General features: G+C 75.7%; 19 protein-coding genes. 4 read left to right on the forward strand and 15 right to left on the reverse strand.

Features of this window, described 5'->3' with window-relative positions:
• The first annotated feature begins 223 nt into the window (after positions 1-223).
• On the forward strand, positions 224-1570 hold the full coding sequence (locus tag ACI780_RS22150) for a D-alanyl-D-alanine carboxypeptidase family protein (protein WP_457005807.1): 1347 nt from the start codon (positions 224-226) through the stop codon (positions 1568-1570).
• Here ACI780_RS22150 and ACI780_RS22155 read toward each other — a convergent pair.
• Genes ACI780_RS22155 through hisC form a run of 4 tightly spaced genes read right to left on the reverse strand, consistent with a single transcriptional unit; the run spans position 1455 to position 5298 of the window.
• On the reverse strand, positions 1455-2489 hold the full coding sequence (locus tag ACI780_RS22155; protein ID WP_457005808.1) for a YihY/virulence factor BrkB family protein: 1035 nt from the start codon (positions 2487-2489) through the stop codon (positions 1455-1457). The genes ACI780_RS22150 and ACI780_RS22155 overlap by 116 nt on opposite strands.
• A 38-nt stretch (positions 2490-2527) precedes the next feature.
• Positions 2528-3103 (reverse strand): 2'-5' RNA ligase family protein, encoded by a 576-nt coding sequence (locus ACI780_RS22160; protein WP_456871078.1) that lies wholly within the window; start codon positions 3101-3103, stop codon positions 2528-2530.
• Positions 3100-4128 (reverse strand): tryptophan--tRNA ligase, encoded by a 1029-nt coding sequence (trpS, locus tag ACI780_RS22165; RefSeq protein WP_456871079.1) that lies wholly within the window; start codon positions 4126-4128, stop codon positions 3100-3102. Before trpS ends, ACI780_RS22160 begins: the two co-directional genes overlap by 4 nt.
• A gap of 24 nt (positions 4129-4152) precedes the next feature.
• Entirely contained in the window at positions 4153-5298 is a 1146-nt protein-coding gene (gene hisC, locus ACI780_RS22170; RefSeq protein WP_457005809.1) for a histidinol-phosphate transaminase, read from the reverse strand.
• Between the two features lie 59 nt (positions 5299-5357).
• Between hisC and galE the strand changes: the two genes are divergently transcribed.
• Entirely contained in the window at positions 5358-6320 is a 963-nt protein-coding gene (gene galE, locus ACI780_RS22175; RefSeq protein WP_456871081.1) for a UDP-glucose 4-epimerase GalE, read from the forward strand.
• Positions 6321-6366: 46 nt separating this feature from the next.
• Here the strand turns inward: galE and ACI780_RS22180 are convergent, their stop codons facing one another.
• Positions 6367-7680, reverse strand: a complete 1314-nt coding sequence (locus ACI780_RS22180; RefSeq protein WP_457005810.1) for a hemolysin family protein — start codon at positions 7678-7680, stop codon at positions 6367-6369.
• A gap of 193 nt (positions 7681-7873) precedes the next feature.
• Between ACI780_RS22180 and ACI780_RS22185 the strand changes: the two genes are divergently transcribed.
• Positions 7874-8977 carry a CAP domain-containing protein gene (locus ACI780_RS22185; RefSeq protein ID WP_457005811.1) on the forward strand — a complete coding sequence of 368 codons (1104 nt, stop codon included), beginning with the start codon at positions 7874-7876 and terminating at the stop codon, positions 8975-8977.
• 74 nt (positions 8978-9051) lie between these two features.
• Here ACI780_RS22185 and ACI780_RS22190 read toward each other — a convergent pair whose 3' ends face one another.
• From ACI780_RS22190 to ACI780_RS22210, 5 genes are all read right to left on the reverse strand, one after another.
• A complete protein-coding gene (locus ACI780_RS22190; RefSeq protein WP_457005812.1) occupies positions 9052-9933 on the reverse strand; it encodes an endonuclease domain-containing protein in 882 nt (293 codons plus the stop codon).
• A 202-nt stretch (positions 9934-10135) separates the two neighbouring features.
• Positions 10136-11359 carry an NADP-dependent isocitrate dehydrogenase gene (locus ACI780_RS22195; RefSeq protein WP_457005813.1) on the reverse strand — a complete coding sequence of 408 codons (1224 nt, stop codon included), beginning with the start codon at positions 11357-11359 and terminating at the stop codon, positions 10136-10138.
• 54 nt (positions 11360-11413) lie between these two features.
• Entirely contained in the window at positions 11414-12367 is a 954-nt protein-coding gene (gene mdh, locus ACI780_RS22200; protein ID WP_457005814.1) for a malate dehydrogenase, read from the reverse strand.
• Between the two features lie 51 nt (positions 12368-12418).
• Positions 12419-12718 (reverse strand): DUF3017 domain-containing protein, encoded by a 300-nt coding sequence (locus tag ACI780_RS22205; protein ID WP_456871086.1) that lies wholly within the window; start codon positions 12716-12718, stop codon positions 12419-12421.
• Positions 12718-13587, reverse strand: a complete 870-nt coding sequence (locus tag ACI780_RS22210) for a bifunctional methylenetetrahydrofolate dehydrogenase/methenyltetrahydrofolate cyclohydrolase (protein WP_456871087.1) — start codon at positions 13585-13587, stop codon at positions 12718-12720. Before ACI780_RS22210 ends, ACI780_RS22205 begins: the two co-directional genes overlap by 1 nt.
• 105 nt (positions 13588-13692) lie before the next feature.
• Between ACI780_RS22210 and ACI780_RS22215 the strand changes: the two genes are divergently transcribed.
• Complete coding sequence (locus tag ACI780_RS22215) at positions 13693-14319, forward strand: hypothetical protein (RefSeq protein WP_456871088.1); 627 nt, start codon at positions 13693-13695, stop codon at positions 14317-14319.
• Positions 14320-14379: 60 nt separating this feature from the next.
• Here the strand turns inward: ACI780_RS22215 and ACI780_RS22220 are convergent, their stop codons facing one another.
• The 5 genes from ACI780_RS22220 to ACI780_RS22240 all read right to left on the reverse strand — a co-directional run bounded on the left by ACI780_RS22220 (position 14380) and on the right by ACI780_RS22240 (position 19706).
• The gene (locus ACI780_RS22220; RefSeq protein WP_456871089.1) at positions 14380-15009 is read right to left on the reverse strand and encodes a pentapeptide repeat-containing protein; all 630 of its coding nucleotides are present in this window, start codon (positions 15007-15009) and stop codon (positions 14380-14382) included.
• Entirely contained in the window at positions 15006-16568 is a 1563-nt protein-coding gene (gene purH / locus ACI780_RS22225; RefSeq protein WP_456871090.1) for a bifunctional phosphoribosylaminoimidazolecarboxamide formyltransferase/IMP cyclohydrolase, read from the reverse strand. Before purH ends, ACI780_RS22220 begins: the two co-directional genes overlap by 4 nt.
• Entirely contained in the window at positions 16565-17167 is a 603-nt protein-coding gene (purN, locus tag ACI780_RS22230; protein WP_456871091.1) for a phosphoribosylglycinamide formyltransferase, read from the reverse strand. Before purN ends, purH begins: the two co-directional genes overlap by 4 nt.
• An 82-nt stretch (positions 17168-17249) precedes the next feature.
• Positions 17250-18446 carry a cell division protein PerM gene (locus ACI780_RS22235; protein WP_457005815.1) on the reverse strand — a complete coding sequence of 399 codons (1197 nt, stop codon included), beginning with the start codon at positions 18444-18446 and terminating at the stop codon, positions 17250-17252.
• Positions 18447-18566: 120 nt separating this feature from the next.
• Complete coding sequence (locus ACI780_RS22240; RefSeq protein WP_457005816.1) at positions 18567-19706, reverse strand: hypothetical protein; 1140 nt, start codon at positions 19704-19706, stop codon at positions 18567-18569.
• Positions 19707-19875 lie beyond the last annotated feature (169 nt).

A 19875-nucleotide genomic window follows, 5' to 3' on the forward strand; every position in this document is an offset into this window, starting at 1 on the left:
GGGGAGCTCCCGTGGATCCGGGTCGGTCACGCCCGGGAGCCCCGGCCCGGCCGGGGACGCCGGACGCGTCGACTGGGCACGCTAACCGCGCTCCCCGCCCGCACCGCCCTCCGGACGGCGGACCGAGATGGGATCGTTGCGAAGCGGCCGGTGGGCGGGCCGCGCCGGCCCGTCCGGCGCGACGGGTCTCGGCACGCGCCGCCGTCGCCGCTAGCGTCGTCCCGTGGCGCGGTTGGGGGGAGCGCGGCGCCCCGTGCGGGCGCTGCTGGGCGCGGCGGTGCTGGCCGTCGGGCTGGGCATCGGGACGGCGCCGGCGGCGGCCGCGCCGGCCTCCGACGCACCGGTGTCCGAGGCGCCGGTGTCCGAGGCACGGCCCACGGTCGACCCGGCCGCCCCGACCCCCACCGCACCGCTGCCCGGCGGCCCGCCCCAGGGCCACGGCCCCGGTGGGGTCACCGTGGGCGGCGAGGGCCTCGACACCCGCGGCACGGTCGTCGTCGACGGTGCTCCGCCGCTGCCCGACGGACTCGCCGCCGCGGGCTGGCTGGTGGCCGACGCCGGCACCGGCGACGTGCTGGCCGCCCGCGACCCGCACGGCCGCTACTACCCGGCGAGCACGCTCAAGACGCTGACGGTGCTGACGCTGTTCCACCGGCTGGACCCGGCGCTGGTCGTCGAGGGGACCGTCGAGGACGAGGCGGTGGAGGGCAGCCGGGTCGGGATGGTGGCCGGTGGCCGCTACCCGGTGTGGCTGCTGTTCCAGGCGCTGGTGATGCAGTCGGGCAACGACGCGGCCAACGCGCTGGCCCGCGCGGCCGGCGGCGCCGGGACGACGGTGGCGGCGATGAACGCCCGCGCGCTGGAGATGGGGGCCTTCGACACGGTGGCGGGCACGCCGTCGGGGCTCGACGTCGCCGGGCAGTCCTCCTCGCCCTACGACCTCGCGCTGTTCTTCCGCGCGCTGGTCGCCGACCCGGCCACCGCGGCGCTCCTCACCACCCCGGTCGCGGAGATGCCCGGCGTCGAGGGCCGCTCGACCGGCTACCAGATCCAGAACGAGAACCCGCTGGCGGACTACCCGGGCGGGCTGGGCGGCAAGACCGGCTTCACCGACGCCGCCCGGCACACCTTCGTCACCGCCGCCGAGCGCGACGGCCGGCGGCTGGTGGTCAGCGTCATGGGCACCGAGAGCCGGCCGCTGCGGGCGGCCGACCAGGCCGCCCGGCTGCTCGACTGGGGCTTCGCCGTCCCGCCGTCGCTGGGCGGCGTCGGCCGGCTGGTGGACTCCGCGGCCGACGTCGCGGCCCCCGAGCCGACGGCGGACCCGACGCCGACCGCGCCGGCCGCGGTGGCCGCCGGGGCCCCCGCGCCTGCGCCGGTGGCCGACGACGGCCCGCCGGCCTTGGGCGCCCTGGCGCTGGGCGCGGCCGCCGTCGCGGTGGTCGCCGCCACGGTCATCGGCGTGCGGCGGGCGGTGCGCCCGACCCCGCCGGCACGGGTGCCGGACCGGCCGGGTCGGCGGGGGCCGCCGGGGCGAGGGACGGCAGGGTCGCGGTCCAGGCAGCGGTGAAGAACGCGAAGCGGACCACCAGGTTGATCCACACGAGGATGCCGACCGCGCCGCCGAACGCCGAGGCGGTGACGCTGCCGCCGATCAGCGACAGGTAGAGCGTGCCGGCGAGCTTGAGCACCTCGAGACCGGCGGCACCGAAGAGCGCGCCGGGCAGCAACCGCCGCAGCGGCGAGGAGGTCGAGGGGACCACCCGGAGCAGCCAGAGGAAGACCAGCACGTCGGTGAGGAGGGCCAGCGCCAGGCCCAGCACGCTGGTGAGCACCCCGAGGCCGGGGACGCCCTCGAGGCCCAGCAGGTCCAGGAACCAGGCCGTGGCGCGGGTGCCGACGCCGGTGAGCGTGAGGCTGACCAGGCCCACCGCCCCGAGCAGCACCAGGGCCACGAGGTCCTGCAGGTTGTCGCGCCAGAACTCCGGCTCGTCGGCACGGCCCTTCCAGATCTGCTCCATGCCGATGCGCAGCTTGTCCATGGCGCGCAGCCCGGCGTAGACGACGCCCAGGGCGCCGATCAGGCCGGTGATGCCCGCCGCGCCCACCGCCTGGCGCAGCTCCTCGACGATCTGCTCGCCGGTCGGGCCGGGGAACGCCTCGCGGATGGCGTCGTAGAGCTCCTGCTGCAGCAGGGCGTCGCCGGACAGGACCAGCGCGATGACCGAGGCGACCAGCAGCAGCACCGGGAACAGGCCGAGGAAGACGAAGTAGGTGACGCCGGCGGCCATGAGGTCGCCCTGGGTGCGGGTGTAGCGGCCGCCGGCGCGGGCCAGGTGGTCGAACCAGGGTGCCCGCCGGCGCAGCCGGTCCACCCGGGCGGTGGCGCCGGGACCGAGGCGGGTGACCTGGCCCCACACCCCGCGGGCGGTCTCGGCGACGCGCGCGGGTGCGCCCGGCCCCGACCGGTCGTCCCTGGCTGCACCCACCGGGCCCAGTCTGCGCCGCGGCCCCGCCGGCCGCAGGGTCAGGAGCGGTAGGGCCGGCCGGTGAGCGGGTACTCGCGGGCGACGGTCCAGGTGCCGGCCTCCGTCTGCTCGAACTCGGTGAACGAGCCGACGCGGAACTCGGCGTAGAGGTCGGCCAGGCCGGAGTAGGCGAGGTCGAGCATGTCCTGCGGGACGTCGTGGGCCACGGTGACGTGCGGGTGGTAGGGGAAGGACAGGGTCCGGGCCAGCGGCCCGCTGCGCACGTCGGAGGCCAGCAGCTCGCAGTTGCCGATGCCCTTGGCGACGGCGACGAAGACGACGTCGCTGACCGGGGTGAACGTGCCGGTGCCCGACAGGTGCATGTCGAACGGCGGGTGGGCGGCGGCCACCCGCGCCAGGTGCTCGCTGATCGCCGGGCGGTCGGTCCAGGACACCTCGGTGGGCGGCAGCAGCGTCACGTGCGGCGGCACCATCGTGGCCTGGGCGTCGCCGACCTTCGTCCGCCAGTCGACCAGCAGCTGCCCCCACGGCTCGGGGACGGGCACCAGCACGCCGACGACGGCCGACCGCGGCGGCACCGTCCGGCTGCGCGGGACGAAGGTGTCGTCGTTCACGACACCGCTCCCGCCGGTGGCAGGAAGCCGACCTTGCCGTAGACGGTGCGCACCGTCTGCGCGGCGACCTCCCGGGCGCGGGCCGCGCCGGCGGCGAGCAGCCGCTCGAGCTCGGCGCGGTCGTCGAGCAGCTCCTGGGTGCGGGCGCGCACCGGGACGACGAAGTCGGTGACGACCTCGGCGAGCTCCTTCTTCAGGTCGCCGTAGCCGCGGCCGGCGAAGTGCTCCTCCAGCTCGGCGACCGGGGTGCCCGACAGCGCACTGTGGATGGCCAGCAGGTTGGTGACCCCGGGCTTGGCCACCGGGTCGGCGACCACCTCGCGGCCGGTGTCGGTGACCGCCGAGCGGATCTTCTTCGCCGTCACCTTCGGGTCGTCCAGCAGGAAGACGCAGCCGGCCGGCGGCAGGCTCTTGCTCATCTTCTTCTCCGGCGACTGCAGGTCGAGGATCTTCGCCGCACCCTGCGGGATGCGCGCGGCGGGCACGGTGAACGTCTGGCCGAAGCGGCCGTTGAAGCGGGTGGCGAGGTCGCGGGTGAGCTCGAGGTGCTGGCGCTGGTCCTCGCCCACCGGGACCTCGTCGGCCTGGTAGACGAGGATGTCGGCGGCCTGCAGGACCGGGTAGGTGAACAGCCCGACCGAGGAGCCGGCCGTGCCCTCGCGCTGGCTCTTGTCCTTGAACTGCGTCATCCGGCTGGCCTCGCCGAAGCGGGCCACGCACTCGAGCACCCACGACAGCTGCACGTGCTCGGGGACGTGGCTCTGCACGAACAGCGTGCTGCGCTGCGGGTCGACGCCGAGGGCCAGCAGCTGGGCGGCCGAGACCAGGCTGTTGCGCCGCAGCTCCTCGGGGTCCCAGTCCATGGTGATCGCGTGCAGGTCGACGACGCAGTAGAACGCCTCGGCGGTGTCCTGCAGCGCGACCCACTGCCGCAGCGCGCCGAGGTAGTTGCCGAGGTGGAAGGAGCCCGCTGTCGGCTGGATGCCGGAGAGGACCCGGGGCGGGGACGTGAGGTGCTGCGGCACGACGGCCATCAAACCAGCCGCGGCTCAGCCGACCGGCGCGCCGCTGCGCACGTCGTCGCCGGCCGGGGCGGACACGCCGGGCAGGACCTCGTCGAGCGCGGCGAGGAACACGTCGTCCTCCTCGGGCGTGCCGACGGTGACCCGCAGGCCCTCGCCGGCGAAGGGCCGGGTGATGACCCCGCGGCCCTCCAGCGCGCGGGCCACCCCGGCGGTCGGCTCCCCCAGCGGCAGCCACACGAAGTTGGCCTGGCTGTCGGGGACCTCCAGCCCCCGGTCGCGCAGCGCGGCGGTCAGCCGGTCGCGCTCGGCGACGACGGCGGCCACCCGGCGGGCGACCTCGTCGCGGCTCTGCAGCGCCGCGACGGCGGCCGCCTGCGCCATCGTGGAGACGCTGAAGGGCACGTGGGTGCGGCGGACGGCGTCGGCGACGGCGGGGTCCTCGGCGACGAGGTAGCCGACCCGCAGGCCGGCCAGGCCCCACGCCTTGGAGAAGGTCCGCAGCACGGCCACGTTCGGCCGGCCGCGCATCAGCTCCAGCCCGTCGGGGACGTCGGGGTCGGTGACGAACTCGCGGTAGGCCTCGTCGAGCACGACCAGCACCGACTCCGGCACCCGGTCGAGGAGGCGCTCGAGCGCCGCGCGGCGCACCGCCGTCCCGGTGGGGTTGTTCGGGTTGCACACGAACAGCAGCCGGGTGTCCTCGTCGACCGCGGCGGCCAGGCCGTCGAGGTCGTGGGTGTCGGCGGAGCCGCCGGGCCGCGAGGGCACCAGCGGCACCTGGGTGCTGCGCGCCCCGGCCACCTGGGCGAGCAGCGGGTACATCTCGAACGAGCGCCAGGCGAAGGCGATCGCCGTCCCGGGGTCGTTGAACGACTGGGCCAGCTGCTGGCAGAGCATCACCGCCCCGCAGCCGGGGACGACCTGGGCGGGGTCGACGCCGTAGTGCTCCGACAGCGCGGCGGTGAGCACCGCGGCGCCGTTGTCGGGGTAGCGGTGGGTCTCGGCCGCCGTCGTCGCGAGGGCCTGGACGACGGCGGGCAGCGGCGGGAACGGGACCTCGTTGCTGGCCAGCTTGACGGCACGGTCGACACCGAGCTCCCGCGCCAGGTCGGCGGGGTTGCGTCCCGGCTTGTAGGCCGGCAGTGCCTGGACGGCCGGACGTGCACTCACCACGGGTCAGTCCTCCGGCGCGCCCGGTGCTCCCGGGCGCGGGCTCCTAGGGTGGCCCCATGCGCGTTCTCGTCGCCGGTGGGGCCGGCTACATCGGCAGCGTAGTCACCGCCGCCCTCCTCGCGGGCGGCCACGAGGTCACGGTGCTCGACGACCTGTCCACCGGGCACGCCGACGCCGTCCCCGAGGGCGCCCGGTTCGTGCAGGCGACCCTGCAGGACTCCGCCCCGGTGCTGGCCGACGTGCGCCCCGAGGCGGTGCTGCACTTCGCGGCGAAGAGCCTGGTCGGCGAGTCGCAGGTGCGGCCGGAGATCTACTGGGAGCACAACGTCGGCGGGTCGCTGGCGCTGCTGGAGGCGATGCGGGCGGTCGACTGCCGGCGGATCGTGTTCTCCTCCACCGCGGCCACCTACGGCGAGCCCGACCGGGTGCCGATCCCCGAGGACGCGCCCACCCGGCCGACCAACACCTACGGCGCCACGAAGCTCGCCGTCGACGCGATGCTCACCTCCTACGCCACCGCGTACGACTTCGCCGCGGTCAGCCTGCGGTACTTCAACGTGGCCGGCGCCGCGTACGGCCTGGGTGAGCGGCACACCACCGAGACCCACCTCATCCCGATCGCGCTGCAGGTGGCGGCCGGCCGGCGCGAGTCGATGACGATCTACGGCGAGGACTACCCGACGCCGGACGGCACCTGCATCCGCGACTACATCCACGTCTCCGACCTCGCCGACGCGCACCTGCTGGCGCTGACCGCGCCGGAGCCGGGCGAGCACCGGGTCTACAACCTGGGCAACGGCACCGGCTTCTCGGTGCAGCAGGTGGTCGACGCCGTCCGCGAGGTCACCGGGCACCCCGTGCCGGTGGAGGTCGGGGCGCGGCGGGCCGGTGACCCGGCGCAGCTGGTGGCCTCCAGCGACCGCATCCGCGCCGACCTGGGCTGGACGCCGCGCCACCCCGACCTGACCGGCATCGTGCGCGACGCCTGGGAGGTCGCGCAGGCCCGCAACGAGGCATAGGAAGCGATCCCCCCGTTCGCGGGGCCGCGGACGGGGGGATCGCTTCCTATGCCTCGACGTCGCCGGCCGGGGCGGCGTCGGGGGCGCGGCTGACCGACAGGCGCGCGATCCGCCGTCCGTCGAGCTCGGTGACGGTCAGCGTGCGGCCCTCGGCCGCCACGGTCGCGCCGACCTCGGGGATCCGGCCGAGCTCGGCGAGCACGAACCCGGCGACCGTCTCGTAGGGCCCCTCGGGCAGCCGCAGCCCGGTGGCCTCGGCGAAGTCCTCGAGGTTGAGCAGCCCGTCGACCTCGTGCGGGCCGTCGGTCCGCTCCTCCCCCTCGGGTGCGACCTCGTCGTCGTACTCGTCGTAGATCTCGCCGATGACCTCCTCGATGAGGTCCTCGAGGCTGACGATGCCGTCGGTGCCGCCGTACTCGTCGACGACGATCGCGAGGTGCTGGTTCTCCCGGCGCATCTCCGACAGGGCGGTGAGCACGCCCGCGGTCCCCGGCAGCCGCTTGACCTCGCGGGCCAGGTCGCCCACGGTGGCCGCCCGGCCGGCGGGGTGGGAGGGCAGCAGCAGGTCGCGCACGTGCACGAACCCGACGACGTCGTCCTGGTCCCGGCCGGTGACCGGGTAGCGCGACCAGCCGGACTCGGCGACCTGCCGGGCGGCGCGGCTCACCGTGGTCGAGGCGTCGAGGAACTCGACCTCGGTGCGCGGGGTCATCACCTCGCGGACCTCCCGGTCGCCGGCGCGGAAGACCTCGTCGATGAGCTTGCGCTCGTCGCTGGAGAGCGACTCGTGGGCGGCGACGAGGTCGCGCAGCTCCTCCTGGCTGATCGCCTCCCCGCTGGCCTTGGGGTCGCCGCCGAGCAGCCGCACGAGGACGTTGGTCGAGGCCGACAGCAGCCAGATGACCGGGCGCGACAGCCGCGCGATGGTGTTCAGCGGCCGGGCCACCAGCAGCGCGAAGCCCTCGGCGCGCTGCAGCGCCAGCCGCTTGGGGGTCAGCTCCCCCACCACCAGCGACAGGTAGCTGATGAGGATCGTGACCACCACGAAGGCGAGCGGGTCGGCCAGCCCGGCGCGCACGCCCAGCCCCGTCAGCCACTCCGCCAGCGGCTGGGACAGCGTGCTGGCGCCGAACGCCGCGGAGAAGAAGCCCGCCAGCGTGACGCCGACCTGGACGGCGGAGAGGAACCGGTTGGGGTCACTGAGCAGCCGCTGCACCGCCCGGCCGCGGCGGCCGGCCTCGGCCAGTGCGCGCACCTGCGACTCCCGCAGGGAGACCAGGGCGATCTCGGCGCCGGCGAAGAAGCCGCCGACCAGGACGAAGACGACGACCATCACGACGTTGAACCAGACGTCGCTCACCGCGGGGCTCCTCGCGTCTCGGGTGGGCGGGCGTGCCCATGCTCCCCGGCGACGCGCCTGGAGCCGTCGCCGGGTGACACGGGAGGGACGGGTGTGACCTCCGCCACGTCACCCTGTCGGGCGGCGCTCGGCTACGGCTACTCTCGCCGAAGTCACAGATAGCGACATGTCGACTTCGTGAGGTAACTCCCCCGTGCGCCATCGCCGGTCTTCCCCGCCGCCGTCCGCCCGTTCCGCCGCCCGGCGACGGACGCTGCCACCCCTGCTGCGGGTCCTGCTCGGCCGCCGGGTGCTGCCGGTCCTGCTGGTCGCCGCGGTCGTCGGGGGCATCGTGCTCGCCGTCCCGCTGATGGCGGCCGGCCGGGGTGCGCTGTCGACCGCCGAGTCCGGGGTGACGTCGGCGGCCGGTGAGGCCGGTCCGCGCACCGGCGTGGTGACGATGGGCGTCGACGGTGAGCCGGTGGTGCCCGGTGCCCCGGAGACCACCGGGAGCGGGCCCTCGACCGGTGCGTCACCGCAGGCTCCGGCCGACGGGACGGCGCCGGGTGCGCCGTCGCCGGAGGGGTCCCCGGCCGCCGGCGCCACGACGGAGGACGCCGCGACGGAGGATGCCGCGACGGAGAGCTCGGCCACCGAGAGCTCGGCGACTGGCGGCTCGTCCGCGGCGGGTTCGTCCACCGCGAGCTCGCCCACCGCGGGCTCGTCCACCGCGGGCTCGTCCACCGCGGGCGGCTCCTCCACGGCGGAGTCGTCCGCGGACAGCCCGTCCTCCGCTGGGTCGTCGTCCGCGGGGTCGTCGTCCGGTGGGCCCTCGTCCGCCGCGGCGTCGTCGGCCGGGTCGTCGGCCGCGGGGTCGCCGTCGTCCGCGCAGACCACCACCCAGGCGCCGTCCGCCGCCCGCTCCGCTCCTGCCCCGGCCGCGTCGGGGCCGGAGGCCGCGGTGCTGGAGCTGGTGAACCAGGCCCGTGCGGCGGCCGGCTGCGGGGCCGTGACCGCCGACGCGGCGCTGGCCGGGGTGGCCCGGGCGCACAGCGCCGACATGCGCGACCGCGACTACTTCTCGCACACCACGCCCGAGGGGCTCTCCCCCTTCGACCGGGCCGAGGCGGCCGGGATCACCTACGCGCGGGCGGAGAACATCGCCTACGGCCAGCCCGACCCCGCCGCCGTCATGGACGCCTGGATGAACAGCCCCGGGCACCGGGCGAACATCCTGGACTGCTCGCTGTCCACGCTCGGCGTGGGTGTCGCGGACGGTCCCGGCGGCCCGTGGTGGACCCAGCTCTTCGGCGCCTGACCACTCAGTCTCGGTGATCACCTCGGGTTCCGAGGTGCCACAGAGGCCCGGTGACCCCGTCCAGGACGAGGTGATCACCGATCCAGTGCGCGAGCCAGGTCCGCGAGCAGGACGCCGGGGCGGCGGAGGTCGCCCCTGGTCACGAAGTGCGCCCGCCAGCCGGCGGCCATGAGGCCGTTGAGACGGCGCCGGTCCCGGGGGAGCTGGTCGGGAGCACCGTGCCAGGCCCCGTCGTACTCCAGCGCGAGCCGACGCTCCGGCCAGGCGAAGTCCACCCGCGCGACGAAGCGCCCGCCGGACCGGACCTCGTACTGCGCCACCGGCAGCGGCAGACCCGACCGGTGCAGGAGCAGCCTCAGCCGGGTCTCCTGCGGCGACTCGGCGAGCCCGTCGGCCAGCCCGGCGGCCCGGCGGGCACGTGCGCTGCCGCGGCACCGGGGTAGCGCCTGCACCGCAACTCGCACGGCAGCGAGGTCCACCACCCACGCGCAGACGAGCTGGTCGAGCAGGACGACGGCCTCGTCGGTCCCGTCCCGACGGACGAGGTCGACCGCCGTCCGGACGCGGTCGGTCCACCGCAGCCACGGCCCACGCCGGACGACGTCCCCGCCCAGGCCGGCGCTGCGCACGACCACACCGGGACCCGGGCTCCACCGCGTCCCCGGGGGCACCACCACCTCGACCGGGTCCTCCGCCGTCGCGAGTGCGCCCGCGCCCCAGAGCACCGCCGCGGTGAGACCGCCCAGCGCGGCCGCGCGCGGCATCACCAGAGCCACGCCCCGGGCCATCAACCGGTGGTCGACGGGCAGTGCCGCATCTGCGTAGACGTCCCGGCGCAGCCGGCGCCAGGCGGTGCTGCGCAGCTCGTCCTTCGTGAGGACCCCTGTCCCCACCGCCCACGTGCCGCGGAACACCCGCCCGTGGAGCACCGGGGGACGACGGGGCGCGACGGGCACCGGTGGAGCCTGCCCTCCTCGGCGGCCTGCTGCTGCGGCTGTCCACAGGCGTGATCACCTCGGTTCCGGCGGGCCGTCGACGGCCAGGAGGCCCCGCTGCCCGAGGTGGTCACCGGGGTCGTTGCGGCGCGACGTCGGCCGCCCCCGGACGCGCGGCGGCCCCCTCACCGCGAGGGTGAGGGGGCCGCCGTGGGACGAAGCGTCAGGCCATGGCCTTCTGCAGGTTGGTGTCGATGGCCGCCAGGAAGTCCTGGGTGGTCAGCCACGGCTGGTCCTTGCTGATCAGCAGCGCGAGGTCCTTGGTCATCTGACCGCCCTCGACGGTGTCGATGCAGACCTTCTCGAGGGTCTCGGCGAACCGGGTGACCTCGGGGGTCTCGTCGAGCTTGCCGCGGTGGGCCAGGCCCCGGGTCCAGGCGAAGATCGACGCGATCGGGTTGGTCGAGGTCTCCTTGCCCTGCTGGTGCTGGCGGTAGTGCCGGGTCACCGTGCCGTGGGCGGCCTCGGCCTCGACGGTGCGGCCGTCGGGGGTCATCAGCACCGACGTCATGAGGCCGAGCGAGCCGAAGCCCTGGGCCACGGTGTCGGACTGGACGTCGCCGTCGTAGTTCTTGCACGCCCAGACGTAGCCGCCCTCCCACTTGAGGGACGCGGCGACCATGTCGTCGATGAGCCGGTGCTCGTAGGTGATCCCGGCCTGCTCGAACCGGTCCTTGAACTCGGCCTCGAAGACCTCGGCGAAGATGTCCTTGAAGCGGCCGTCGTAGGCCTTGAGGATCGTGTTCTTCGTCGACAGGTACACCGGGTAGCCGCGCTGCAGGCCGTAGTTCATCGAGGCCCGGGCGAAGTCGCGGATCGACTCGTCGAGGTTGTACATCGCCAGCGCGACGCCGGCACCCGGCGCCTGGAAGACCTCGTGCTCGATCGGCGCGGAGCCGTCCTTCGGCGTGAAGGTCACCGTCAGGGTGCCCTCGCCGGGGAAGCGGAAGTCGGTGGCGCGGTACTGGTCACCGAAGGCGTGACGGCCGACGATGATCGGCTTGGTCCAGCCCGGCACCAGTCGCGGCACGTTCTGCATGATGATCGGCTCGCGGAAGATGACGCCGCCGAGGATGTTGCGGATCGTCCCGTTCGGGGACCGCCACATCTTCTTGAGGCCGAACTCCTCGACCCGCGCCTCGTCCGGGGTGATGGTGGCGCACTTGACGCCCACGCCGTACTTCTTGATCGCGTTGGCGGAGTCGACGGTGACCTGGTCGTCGGTGGCGTCGCGGTGCTCGATGCCCAGGTCGTAGTACTCCAGGTTGACGTCGAGGTACGGCAGGATCAGCTGGTCCTTGATGAACTGCCAGATGATCCGGGTCATCTCGTCGCCGTCGAGCTCGACGACGGTGCCCTCGACCTTGATCTTGCTCACGTCAGACATTCCCTCTCTTGCAGCTCCGGCCCGTCGGGCCGGAAGTCGGACGGCCGGCGCCGCTCACAGCTCGGCGACGTCGGCCTGCTTGGCGCGCACGGCCTCGGCCGCCTCGCGCAGGCCGGCCAGCTCGCTCTCGGTCAGGTCCCCCTCGACGACCCGGCGCACACCCTGGCGCCCGATCTCGGCCTCCACGCCGAGGTAGACGCCGGAGATGCCGTACTCGCCGTCGACCCAGGCGCACACCGGCATGACCGCGCCGGAGTCCTCCATGACGGCGCGGGCCATGCGCGCCGCGGCCGCCGACGGGGCGTAGTAGGCCGACCCGGTCTTGAGCAGGGCCACGACCTCGGCCCCGCCGTTGCGGGTGCGCTGCACCAGGTGCTCGATCCGGTCGGCGGCCAGCACGTCGGCCAGCGGCTTGCCGTCGACGGTGCAGCGCGAGGGCACCGGCACCATCGTGTCGCCGTGCGAGCCGAGGGTCAGCGTCCGCACCGAGGAGACGGGGACGCCGAGCTCCTCGGCGACGTTGTTGCTGAACCGGGCGGTGTCGAGCATCCCGGCCTGGCCCATGACCCGCTCCTTCGGGAAGCCGGTGGCGAGCTGCGCGAGGGCGGTCATCTCGTCGAGCGGGTTGGACACCACGATGACGACGGCGTCCGGGGAGCTCTGCGCGACGTTCTCGGCCACCTGCCGGACGATCTTGGCGTTGGTCTCGATGAGGTCCATGCGGCTCATGCCGGGCTTGCGCGGCAGGCCGGCCGTGATCACCACGACGTCGGAGCCCTCGGTGCCCTCGTAGGAGCCCCCGCCGACGCCGACGAGCCGCGTCTCGAAGCCCTCGATGGGACGTGACTGGTTGATGTCGAGGGCGATGCCCTCGGGCTTGCCCTCCACGATGTCGGTGAGCGCGACGGTCTCGAAGACGTCGTACTCCGCCAGTCGCAGGGCGGTGGTGGAGCCGTAGAAGCCGGCACCGACGACGGTGACCTTGCCGTTCCTGGGCTGCTCTGCCATGGCCGTCAACCTAGACCGGCGCCCCGGTCCCCGCGCCCGCGGGCCGGGTGCTCAGCTGTCCGGGACCACGATGCTCAGCACCGCCACCGCGGCCCCGGCACCGGCCATGAGGACGACGTCGACCGGCCGGCTGCGCACCGCGAGGAAGCCCACCCGGCGGACGGGCAGCACCAGCCGCAGCACGCCGCCCCCGACGAGGGCCAGCCCGACGACCAGCAGCCCCCGCCGCCAGTGCTCCAGCGCCACCATCCCGAGGCCCACCGCGACCACCACCAGCACCGCGAACAGCGGCAGCTGGCGCAGCAGGCCGGCGAGGAAGGGCCGGCGGGTGTAGAGCGGGGGGCGGGTCATCAGGCCGTGAGGGCCTCCGCCGCGGCGGCCCGCTCGGCGGCCAGCACCACGTTCTGCAGCAGCATCGCCCGGGTCATCGGCCCGACCCCGCCCGGGTTGGGGGCCACGTGCCCGGCCACGTCGACGACGTCCTTCGCGACGTCACCGGCGATCTTGCCGTCCACCCGGCTGACGCCGACGTCGAGCACCGCGGCGCCGGGCCTGACGACGTCGGCGGTGACCAGCCCCGGCACGCCGGCCGCGGCGACGACGACGTCGGCGCGGCGCAGGTGACCGGCGAGGTCGCGGGTGCCGGTGTGGCAGAGGGTCACCGTGGCGTTCTCGCTGCGGCGGGTCAGCAGCAGCCCCAGCGGGCGGCCGACGGTGATCCCCCGGCCGACGACGACGACCTCGGCGCCGGCGATCGGGACGTCGTAGCGGCGCAGCAGCTCGACGATGCCGACCGGCGTGCACGGCAGCGCGCCGGGCACGTTGAGGACCAGCCGGCCCAGGTTGACCGGGTGCAGGCCGTCGGCGTCCTTGGCGGGGTCCATCGCCTCGAGGACGGCGTACTCGTCGACCTGTCGCGGCAGCGGCAGCTGGACGATGTACCCGGTGCAGGCGGGGTCGGCGTTGAGCTCCTCGACGACGGCCAGCACGTCGGCGAGCGTGGCGGTCGCCGGCAGCTCCCGCTGGATGCTGGCGATGCCGACCTGGGCGCAGTCGGAGTGCTTGGCGTTGACGTACCAGCGGCTGCCCGGGTCGTCGCCGACCAGCAGCGTGCCCAGGCCCGGCGGGTGCCCGGCGGCCGTCAGGGCCGCGACCCGGGCGGTGAGCTCCTGGCGGATCGTGGCTGCCGTCGCCTTGCCGTCGAGGATCGTCGCGGGCACCCGGACAGTGTGCCGGAGGCATTGTCGACGGTGCATCGCCCGGGGGACCCCGCCGGCCCTACGCTGCGGCCGAGGAGCCCCCACGGCCGACCGTCTGGAGTGCAGATGACCGAGCGCGACCCGTCCACCCGCGCCGTGCCCGTCGGGCGGACGGACGACTGGCGCGAGCAGACGACGCCGGGGATCCCCGCGGTGGCGGGCGCCTCGGCGGCCGCGCCCGGTGGATACGGCGCGCCGGGCTGGGGGCAGGCCCCGCCCACGCAGCCGGGTTACACCACCAAGCCGGTGGCGGTCCGCGGTCCCGCCTCGCTGGCCGGGCTGCTGCTCATCCTCGCCGGCATCGCCGCCGGCGTCAGCCTGGCGCTGCGCTGGCTGACCGCGGACAACGACATCGGCTGGGACCTCGTGCGCCGCGGCTTCGACGACCTCGGCACCGGGTTCGCGACGCTCGTCGACACCGGCTTCTGGCAGCCGCTGGCGGTGGTCCTCGGCGGCGGAGTGCTGTTCGTCCTGGGCATCCTGATGTGGCTGCCGGCCCGCACCCACCGCTTCCTCGGCGTGCTCGCCCTCGCCGTCAGCGCGCTCGCGATCGCCGCGGTGCTGGTGCCGCTGGCGTCGGAGGAGTGGGACCCGTCGGCGTTCCGGCTGGGGTTCTGGTTCGCCTGCGCCGTCGGCGTCCTCGGCCTGCTCGGTGCCCTCAAGGCGATGCTCACCGGGCCGCGGTACCGCTGATCCGGGCACTTCCGCGGAAGTGCACGGTCCACCCGGGTACTTCCGCGGAAGTGCCCGGGTTCAGCCGTCGACGAGGGCCCCGTGGGCGACGGCGACCTGCACCGCCTGCACCAGGTCCAGCCGCACGCCGGTCAGGTCGACCGCCCGCCACGGCCAGGCCTCGGTGGCCGCGCCGCGCAGGTCGGTGCCGCGCAGCCTCGTGCCCTGCACGCGGGCGCGGTCGAGATCGGCGCCGGTGAGGTCGCACTCGCGCAGGTCGGCGTCGGTGAGGTCGGCCTCGCGGAACCGCTGACCGGACAGGTCGCTGCCGGAGAGGTCCACCCCGCGCAGCGACGTCCAGCTCCAGTCGGAGTCGGTGCTGGTCAGCGGCCGCAGCGTGGCGCCGGGGAACTGCGAGCCGGTGAGCTTGCAGCCGTCCCAGACGACGTCGATGAGCCGGGCGCGGTCGAGCCGGCAGGACAGGAACGCGCTGCCGCGGTGGCGGGAACCGCTCATCCGCACGCCGGTCAGCACGCAGGAGTCGAACACGCAGCGGCGGGTGACCAGCTCGGTGAGGTCGGCGTCGTCGAACCGGCAGCGGGTGAAGGTGACGCCGTCGAGCTCGGCGCCCCACCAGTCGACGCGGGCGAGGTCGGCGTCGACGAGCTCCTCCCCCGCCTCCGGCGGGCGGACGTGGGGCCGGCCGCTCAATGCGCGAAGTGGCGGGTGCCGGTGAGGTACAGCGGGACGCCGGCCGCGCGCGCCGCCGCCACGACCTCCTCGTCGCGCACCGACCCGCCCGGCTGCACCACCGCCCGCACCCCGGCGTCGAGCAGCACCTGCAGGCCGTCGGCGAAGGGGAAGAACGCGTCGGAGGCGGCCACCGACCCGGCGGCCCGCTCCCCCGCCCGCGCGACGGCGAGCCGGGCGGAGTCCACCCGGTTCACCTGGCCCATGCCGACGCCCACGGTGGCCTTGTCGTGGGCCAGCAGGATCGCGTTGCTCTTCACCGCGCGGACGCTGCGCCAGGCGAACACCAGGTCGTCGAGGCCGGCGGGGTCCAGCGGCTCGCCGGTGGCCAGGGTCCACGTCGTGGGGTCGTCCCCGGCGCCGCCGATGCGGTCGGTGGTCTGCAGGAGCAGCCCGCCGGTGACCGGCCGCGTCTCCACCGGCGGCTGCGGCGCCTCGGGCAGTCGCAGCAGCCGGATGTTCTTCTTCGCCGTCAGCACCTCGACGGCGTCGGCGGTGAACGACGGCGCGACGACGACCTCGGTGAACACGCCGGCGACCTGCTCGGCCATGGCCAGGTCGACCTCGCGGTTGGCCGCGATCACGCCGCCGAACGCCGACACCGGGTCGCAGGCGTGCGCCTTGCGGTGGGCGGCGGCGACGTCGGTGCCGACGGCGATGCCGCACGGGTTGGCGTGCTTGACGATCGCCACGCACGGGTCGGTGTGGTCGTGCGCGGCCCGCCAGGCGGCGTCGGTGTCGACGTAGTTGTTGTAGGACATCTGCTTGCCGTGCAGCTGCTCGGCGTGCGCCAGCCCGGGCTGCCCGCCGCGGTAGAGCGCCGCCCGCTGGTGCGGGTTCTCGCCGTAGCGCAGCACGTCGGCCCGCTCCCACGACGCGGCCAGCCAGCCGGGGAAGCCGCTGCCGTCGTCGTCCGGGGCGAGCACGTTGCCCATCCACGAGGCGACGGCGATGTCGTAGCCCGCGGTGTGCCGGAACGCGGCGGCGGCCAGCCGCTGCCGCTGGGCGAGGGAGAAACCGCCGGTCGCCACCGCCTCGAGCACGTCGCCGTAGCGGGCCGGGTCGACGACGACGGCGACCGACGGGTGGTTCTTCGCCGCCGCGCGCACCATGGCCGGGCCGCCGATGTCGATCTGCTCGACGCACTCGTCGGGCGTCGCACCCGAGGCCACCGTCTCGGTGAACGGGTAGAGGTTGACCACCACGAGGTCGAACGGCGCGATGCCCAGCTCGTCGAGCTGCCGCACGTGCTCGGGCCGGCGCCGGTCGGCGAGGATGCCGGCGTGCACCGCCGGGTGCAGCGTCTTCACCCGCCCGTCGAGGCACTCGGGGAAGCCGGTGACCTCCTCGACCGGGGTCACCGGGACGCCGGCCGCGGCGATCCGCCGCGCGGTCGCGCCGGTGCTGACCAGCTCCACCCCGGCGTCGGCCAGGCCGCGGGCGAGCTCCTCGATGCCGGTCTTGTCGTAGACGCCGAGCAGCGCGCGCCGGACGGGGACGCGGTCGTCGGTCTCGCTCACTGGGGCTCCTCCGTCCCGGTGACGAGTCGCGCCACCGTCTCCACCAGGAGCGTGCGCTCCACGGTCTTGATCCGTTCGTGCAGGCGGTCCTCGTCGTCGCCGGGCAGCACCGCGACCTCCCGCTGGGCCAGCACCGGGCCGGTGTCCACGCCGGCGTCGACCAGGTGCACGGTGCTGCCGGTGACCGCGACGCCGGCCGACAGCGCGTCGCGGACGGCGTGCGCGCCGGGGAAGGCCGGCAGCAGCGCGGGGTGGGTGTTGAGCAGCCGCCCCTCGTACCGGGCCAGGACGGCGGGGCCGACGATCCTCATGAAGCCGGCGGAGACCACCCAGTCGGGGCGGTGGGCGGCCAGGGCGTCGGCGAGGGCGGCGTCCCACGCGGCCCGGTCGGCGAAGTCGCGCAGCCGCACGGTGAACGTCGGCAGGCCGCGGCGGCGGGCGTGCGCCAGACCGGCGGCGTCGCGGTCGCTGCCGACGGCGACCACCTGCGCCGGGTAGCCGGGGTCGTCGGCGGCGTCCAGCAGCGCCGCGCACAGCGAGCCGGTGCCCGACAGCAGCACCACGAGCCTCGCCCTCGCGGCAGGGACGGCGGCCGGCACGTCGCTGATCCTAGGAGGACCGTCCTGGCGGCCGTTCCCGGCCGGGACGCGTGCACTTCCCCGGAAGTGCACGGGGCCGTCCTCACTCGAAGGCGCGCCAGCGGGCGACGGCCGCGGCGACGGCGGCGGCGATGCCGGCCTGGACGGCGACGGCGAGCGCGGTGGCCACCGGCGGGGCGCCCACGTCGGCGAGCGCGCCGTCGCCCAGCGAGCCCCCGGCCACCGCGACGACGAGACCGGAGGCGACGCCGAGCAGCACCCCGGCGAGCACGCCCCACAGGCCGGCCGACACCGAGCCGCCGTCGTCGTCGGTCATCCGGCGGCCGAGCACGGTCCCGGTGACCAGCCCGGCCACGGCGGGGACGGCCTGGGAGGCGAAGGCCACCAGCGGCACCGCCTGGGTGTCGGGCAGCGCGGCCAGCAGCGGCAGCGCGGGCACCGGGCCGAGGCTGACGCCGTGCACCGAGACCACGGTCGCCGAGCCGATGGCGAAGCCGGGGCCGGCCGCCATCCCGAGCGCGGCGGCGGCCGCGTTGGGCAGCAGCAGCGCGCCGAGGGCGAGCAGGCCCAGGACGCCGGCCCCCGAGCCGCCGAGGGCCCCGGCGACAGCGGCGTACCCGGCGGTGTCGGCGGCCAGGGCGACGGCGACGACCGTGCAGCACAGCCCGACGGCGGTCAGCAGCCCGGCGAGGACCGCGGGCAGCGCCGGCCGCACCGGCCCGGGCAGCCGGTCGAGGACGACGTCGAGCAGGCCGCTCTCGCGCAGCACGCCCCAGCCGACGGCGAGGCCGGCGAGGACCGCGGCGCCGGCCGCGCAGCGCAGCAGGTCGGTGCGCGCCCCCGGCCCGTCGACGGCGAGCGCGACCAGGAGGGCCAGCAGCACGTGGACGGCGGCCGCGGCGGCCACGACCACCCCCGCGGCGCCCGCCCCCGGCGGCTCGACCGCCCGCGCCACACCCCGGCCGGCGCGGGCCAGCCCGAACGCGACGGCGAGGGTCAGCAGCAGCGGGGCGAGGACCAGCGGGCCGGAGGCCAGCTCCAGGCCGCCGCCGTTGGCCAGCAGCCACAGCTGACCGGCCACCCGGACCGAGCCGCCGACGGGCAGGCCCCCGGTGGGGTCGAGCGCCTGGACGACGACCAGCGCCAGGCCCAGCCCGGCCAGCCCGAGCAGCGTCACCCCGGCCGTGGCCGCGGCGGCGAGGGCCACCGGGTACCCGGCCGCGCGGGCACCGGGCCCCCGCTGCCCGGGCAGGGGCAGGCGTGTCAGCAGGGAGACCACGTCCCCACTGTCGCAAGCCCGGCCGCCGTCTGTCCGCCGCACGCGCCGGGACCGGCCCCGGACGACGCCGAGGGCCGGCGGCAGCTGCCGCCGGCCCTCGGTGGGACGGGTGCGCCCGGGTCAGCTGCCGCCCTGGCCGGAGGCGGTGGCACCGCCCGGACGGCCGGGGTCGGTGCCCGGCGGCGGGGTCGGCGGCTGCCCGTGCTGGGGGGCGGGCTGCCCGTACGGGTCCGGCCGGCCGTAGGGACCGGACTGCCCCGGCTGCGGCTGACCCGGGTGCGGCTGGCCCCACGGCTGCGCCGGCTGGCCGTACTGCCCGTACGGGCCGGGGCCGGCTGGCCGGCCCGGGGAGCCCGCCGACCGGCCGGGGTCGGGCGCCTGCTGGTTGGCCCACTGCGCCGCGCCGGCCAGGCCGCCGGACAGTGCCGGCCGGTTCCGCAGCTCGGGCAGCAGCCGCAGGACGGCGAAGCCGGCCGTGGCCGCGGCCACGAGGAGGGCGAGCAGGCCGACGAGGCTGAACTCCCAGGACAGCGTCTGGATCCAGGCGATCAGCGTGAGCAGGAACGCGAGACCGGTGAGCCCGACGGTGATCCAGCTGCGCGGGAAGCCCAGCCGCAGGTCGGTGACCGCCGGCAGCAGCGCCCACGCGGCGGCGGCGAGGAGGAGGACGAAGGCGAGGGTGACCAGCCCGCTGAACGAGAAGCCGTTCACGTCGTACTCGTCGGAGAAGTAGTAGCCGCCGAGGTCGATCCACGGCAGGAGCGCGAGGACGAGGTAGGCCAGCGCCCCGGCCGCCACGGCGAGGTCGGCGATCTTGAGGCGCATGGGGTCGAACCCGGCCCCGGCCGGACGGGGGCCCTGACCGGGCGCCTGACCGAACGGCGGCGGGCCGCCGGGCTGCTGACCGTAGGGCGACGGGGAGCCGTACGCCGGCCCCTGCCCGTAGGGCCCCGGCGCCGGCTGGCCGTGGGGCTGCTGACCGTAGGGCGCCTGCTGACCGTAGGGGTGCTGCTGGCCGTACGGGGACGGGGGGACGTACGAGGGCTGGCCGTACGAGGGCTGGCCGTACGAGGGCTGGCCGTACGCGGGCTGGCCGTACGCGGGCTGGCCGTACGCGGGCTGCCCGTACGAGGCCGGGTCGTACGGCGGCTGCTCCTGGGGCGCGCCGGGAGCCGGGGGCTGCTGCCCGTACCCCGGGGCACCGCCCGGGCCCGGCTGCCCGGGGCCCCCGGGCTGCTGGGGCGGCTGACTGGACGTCATCGGTGGACTCTCCTCGGCACTCGGTAGGGCGTCGCGGATGCTCTCCCCCGTCATCGTCCCCCGGCAACCTCGCCACGCCCCGCCCGGCCGCGGGGAACCGGATCGTGACCCCGCCGCGACTCGCCCCTCGGTCCCCACGCGGCGGGGGCGCCCGCCCGGTCCGGCGTGC

Source organism: Geodermatophilus sp. SYSU D00814 (assembly GCF_054050055.1).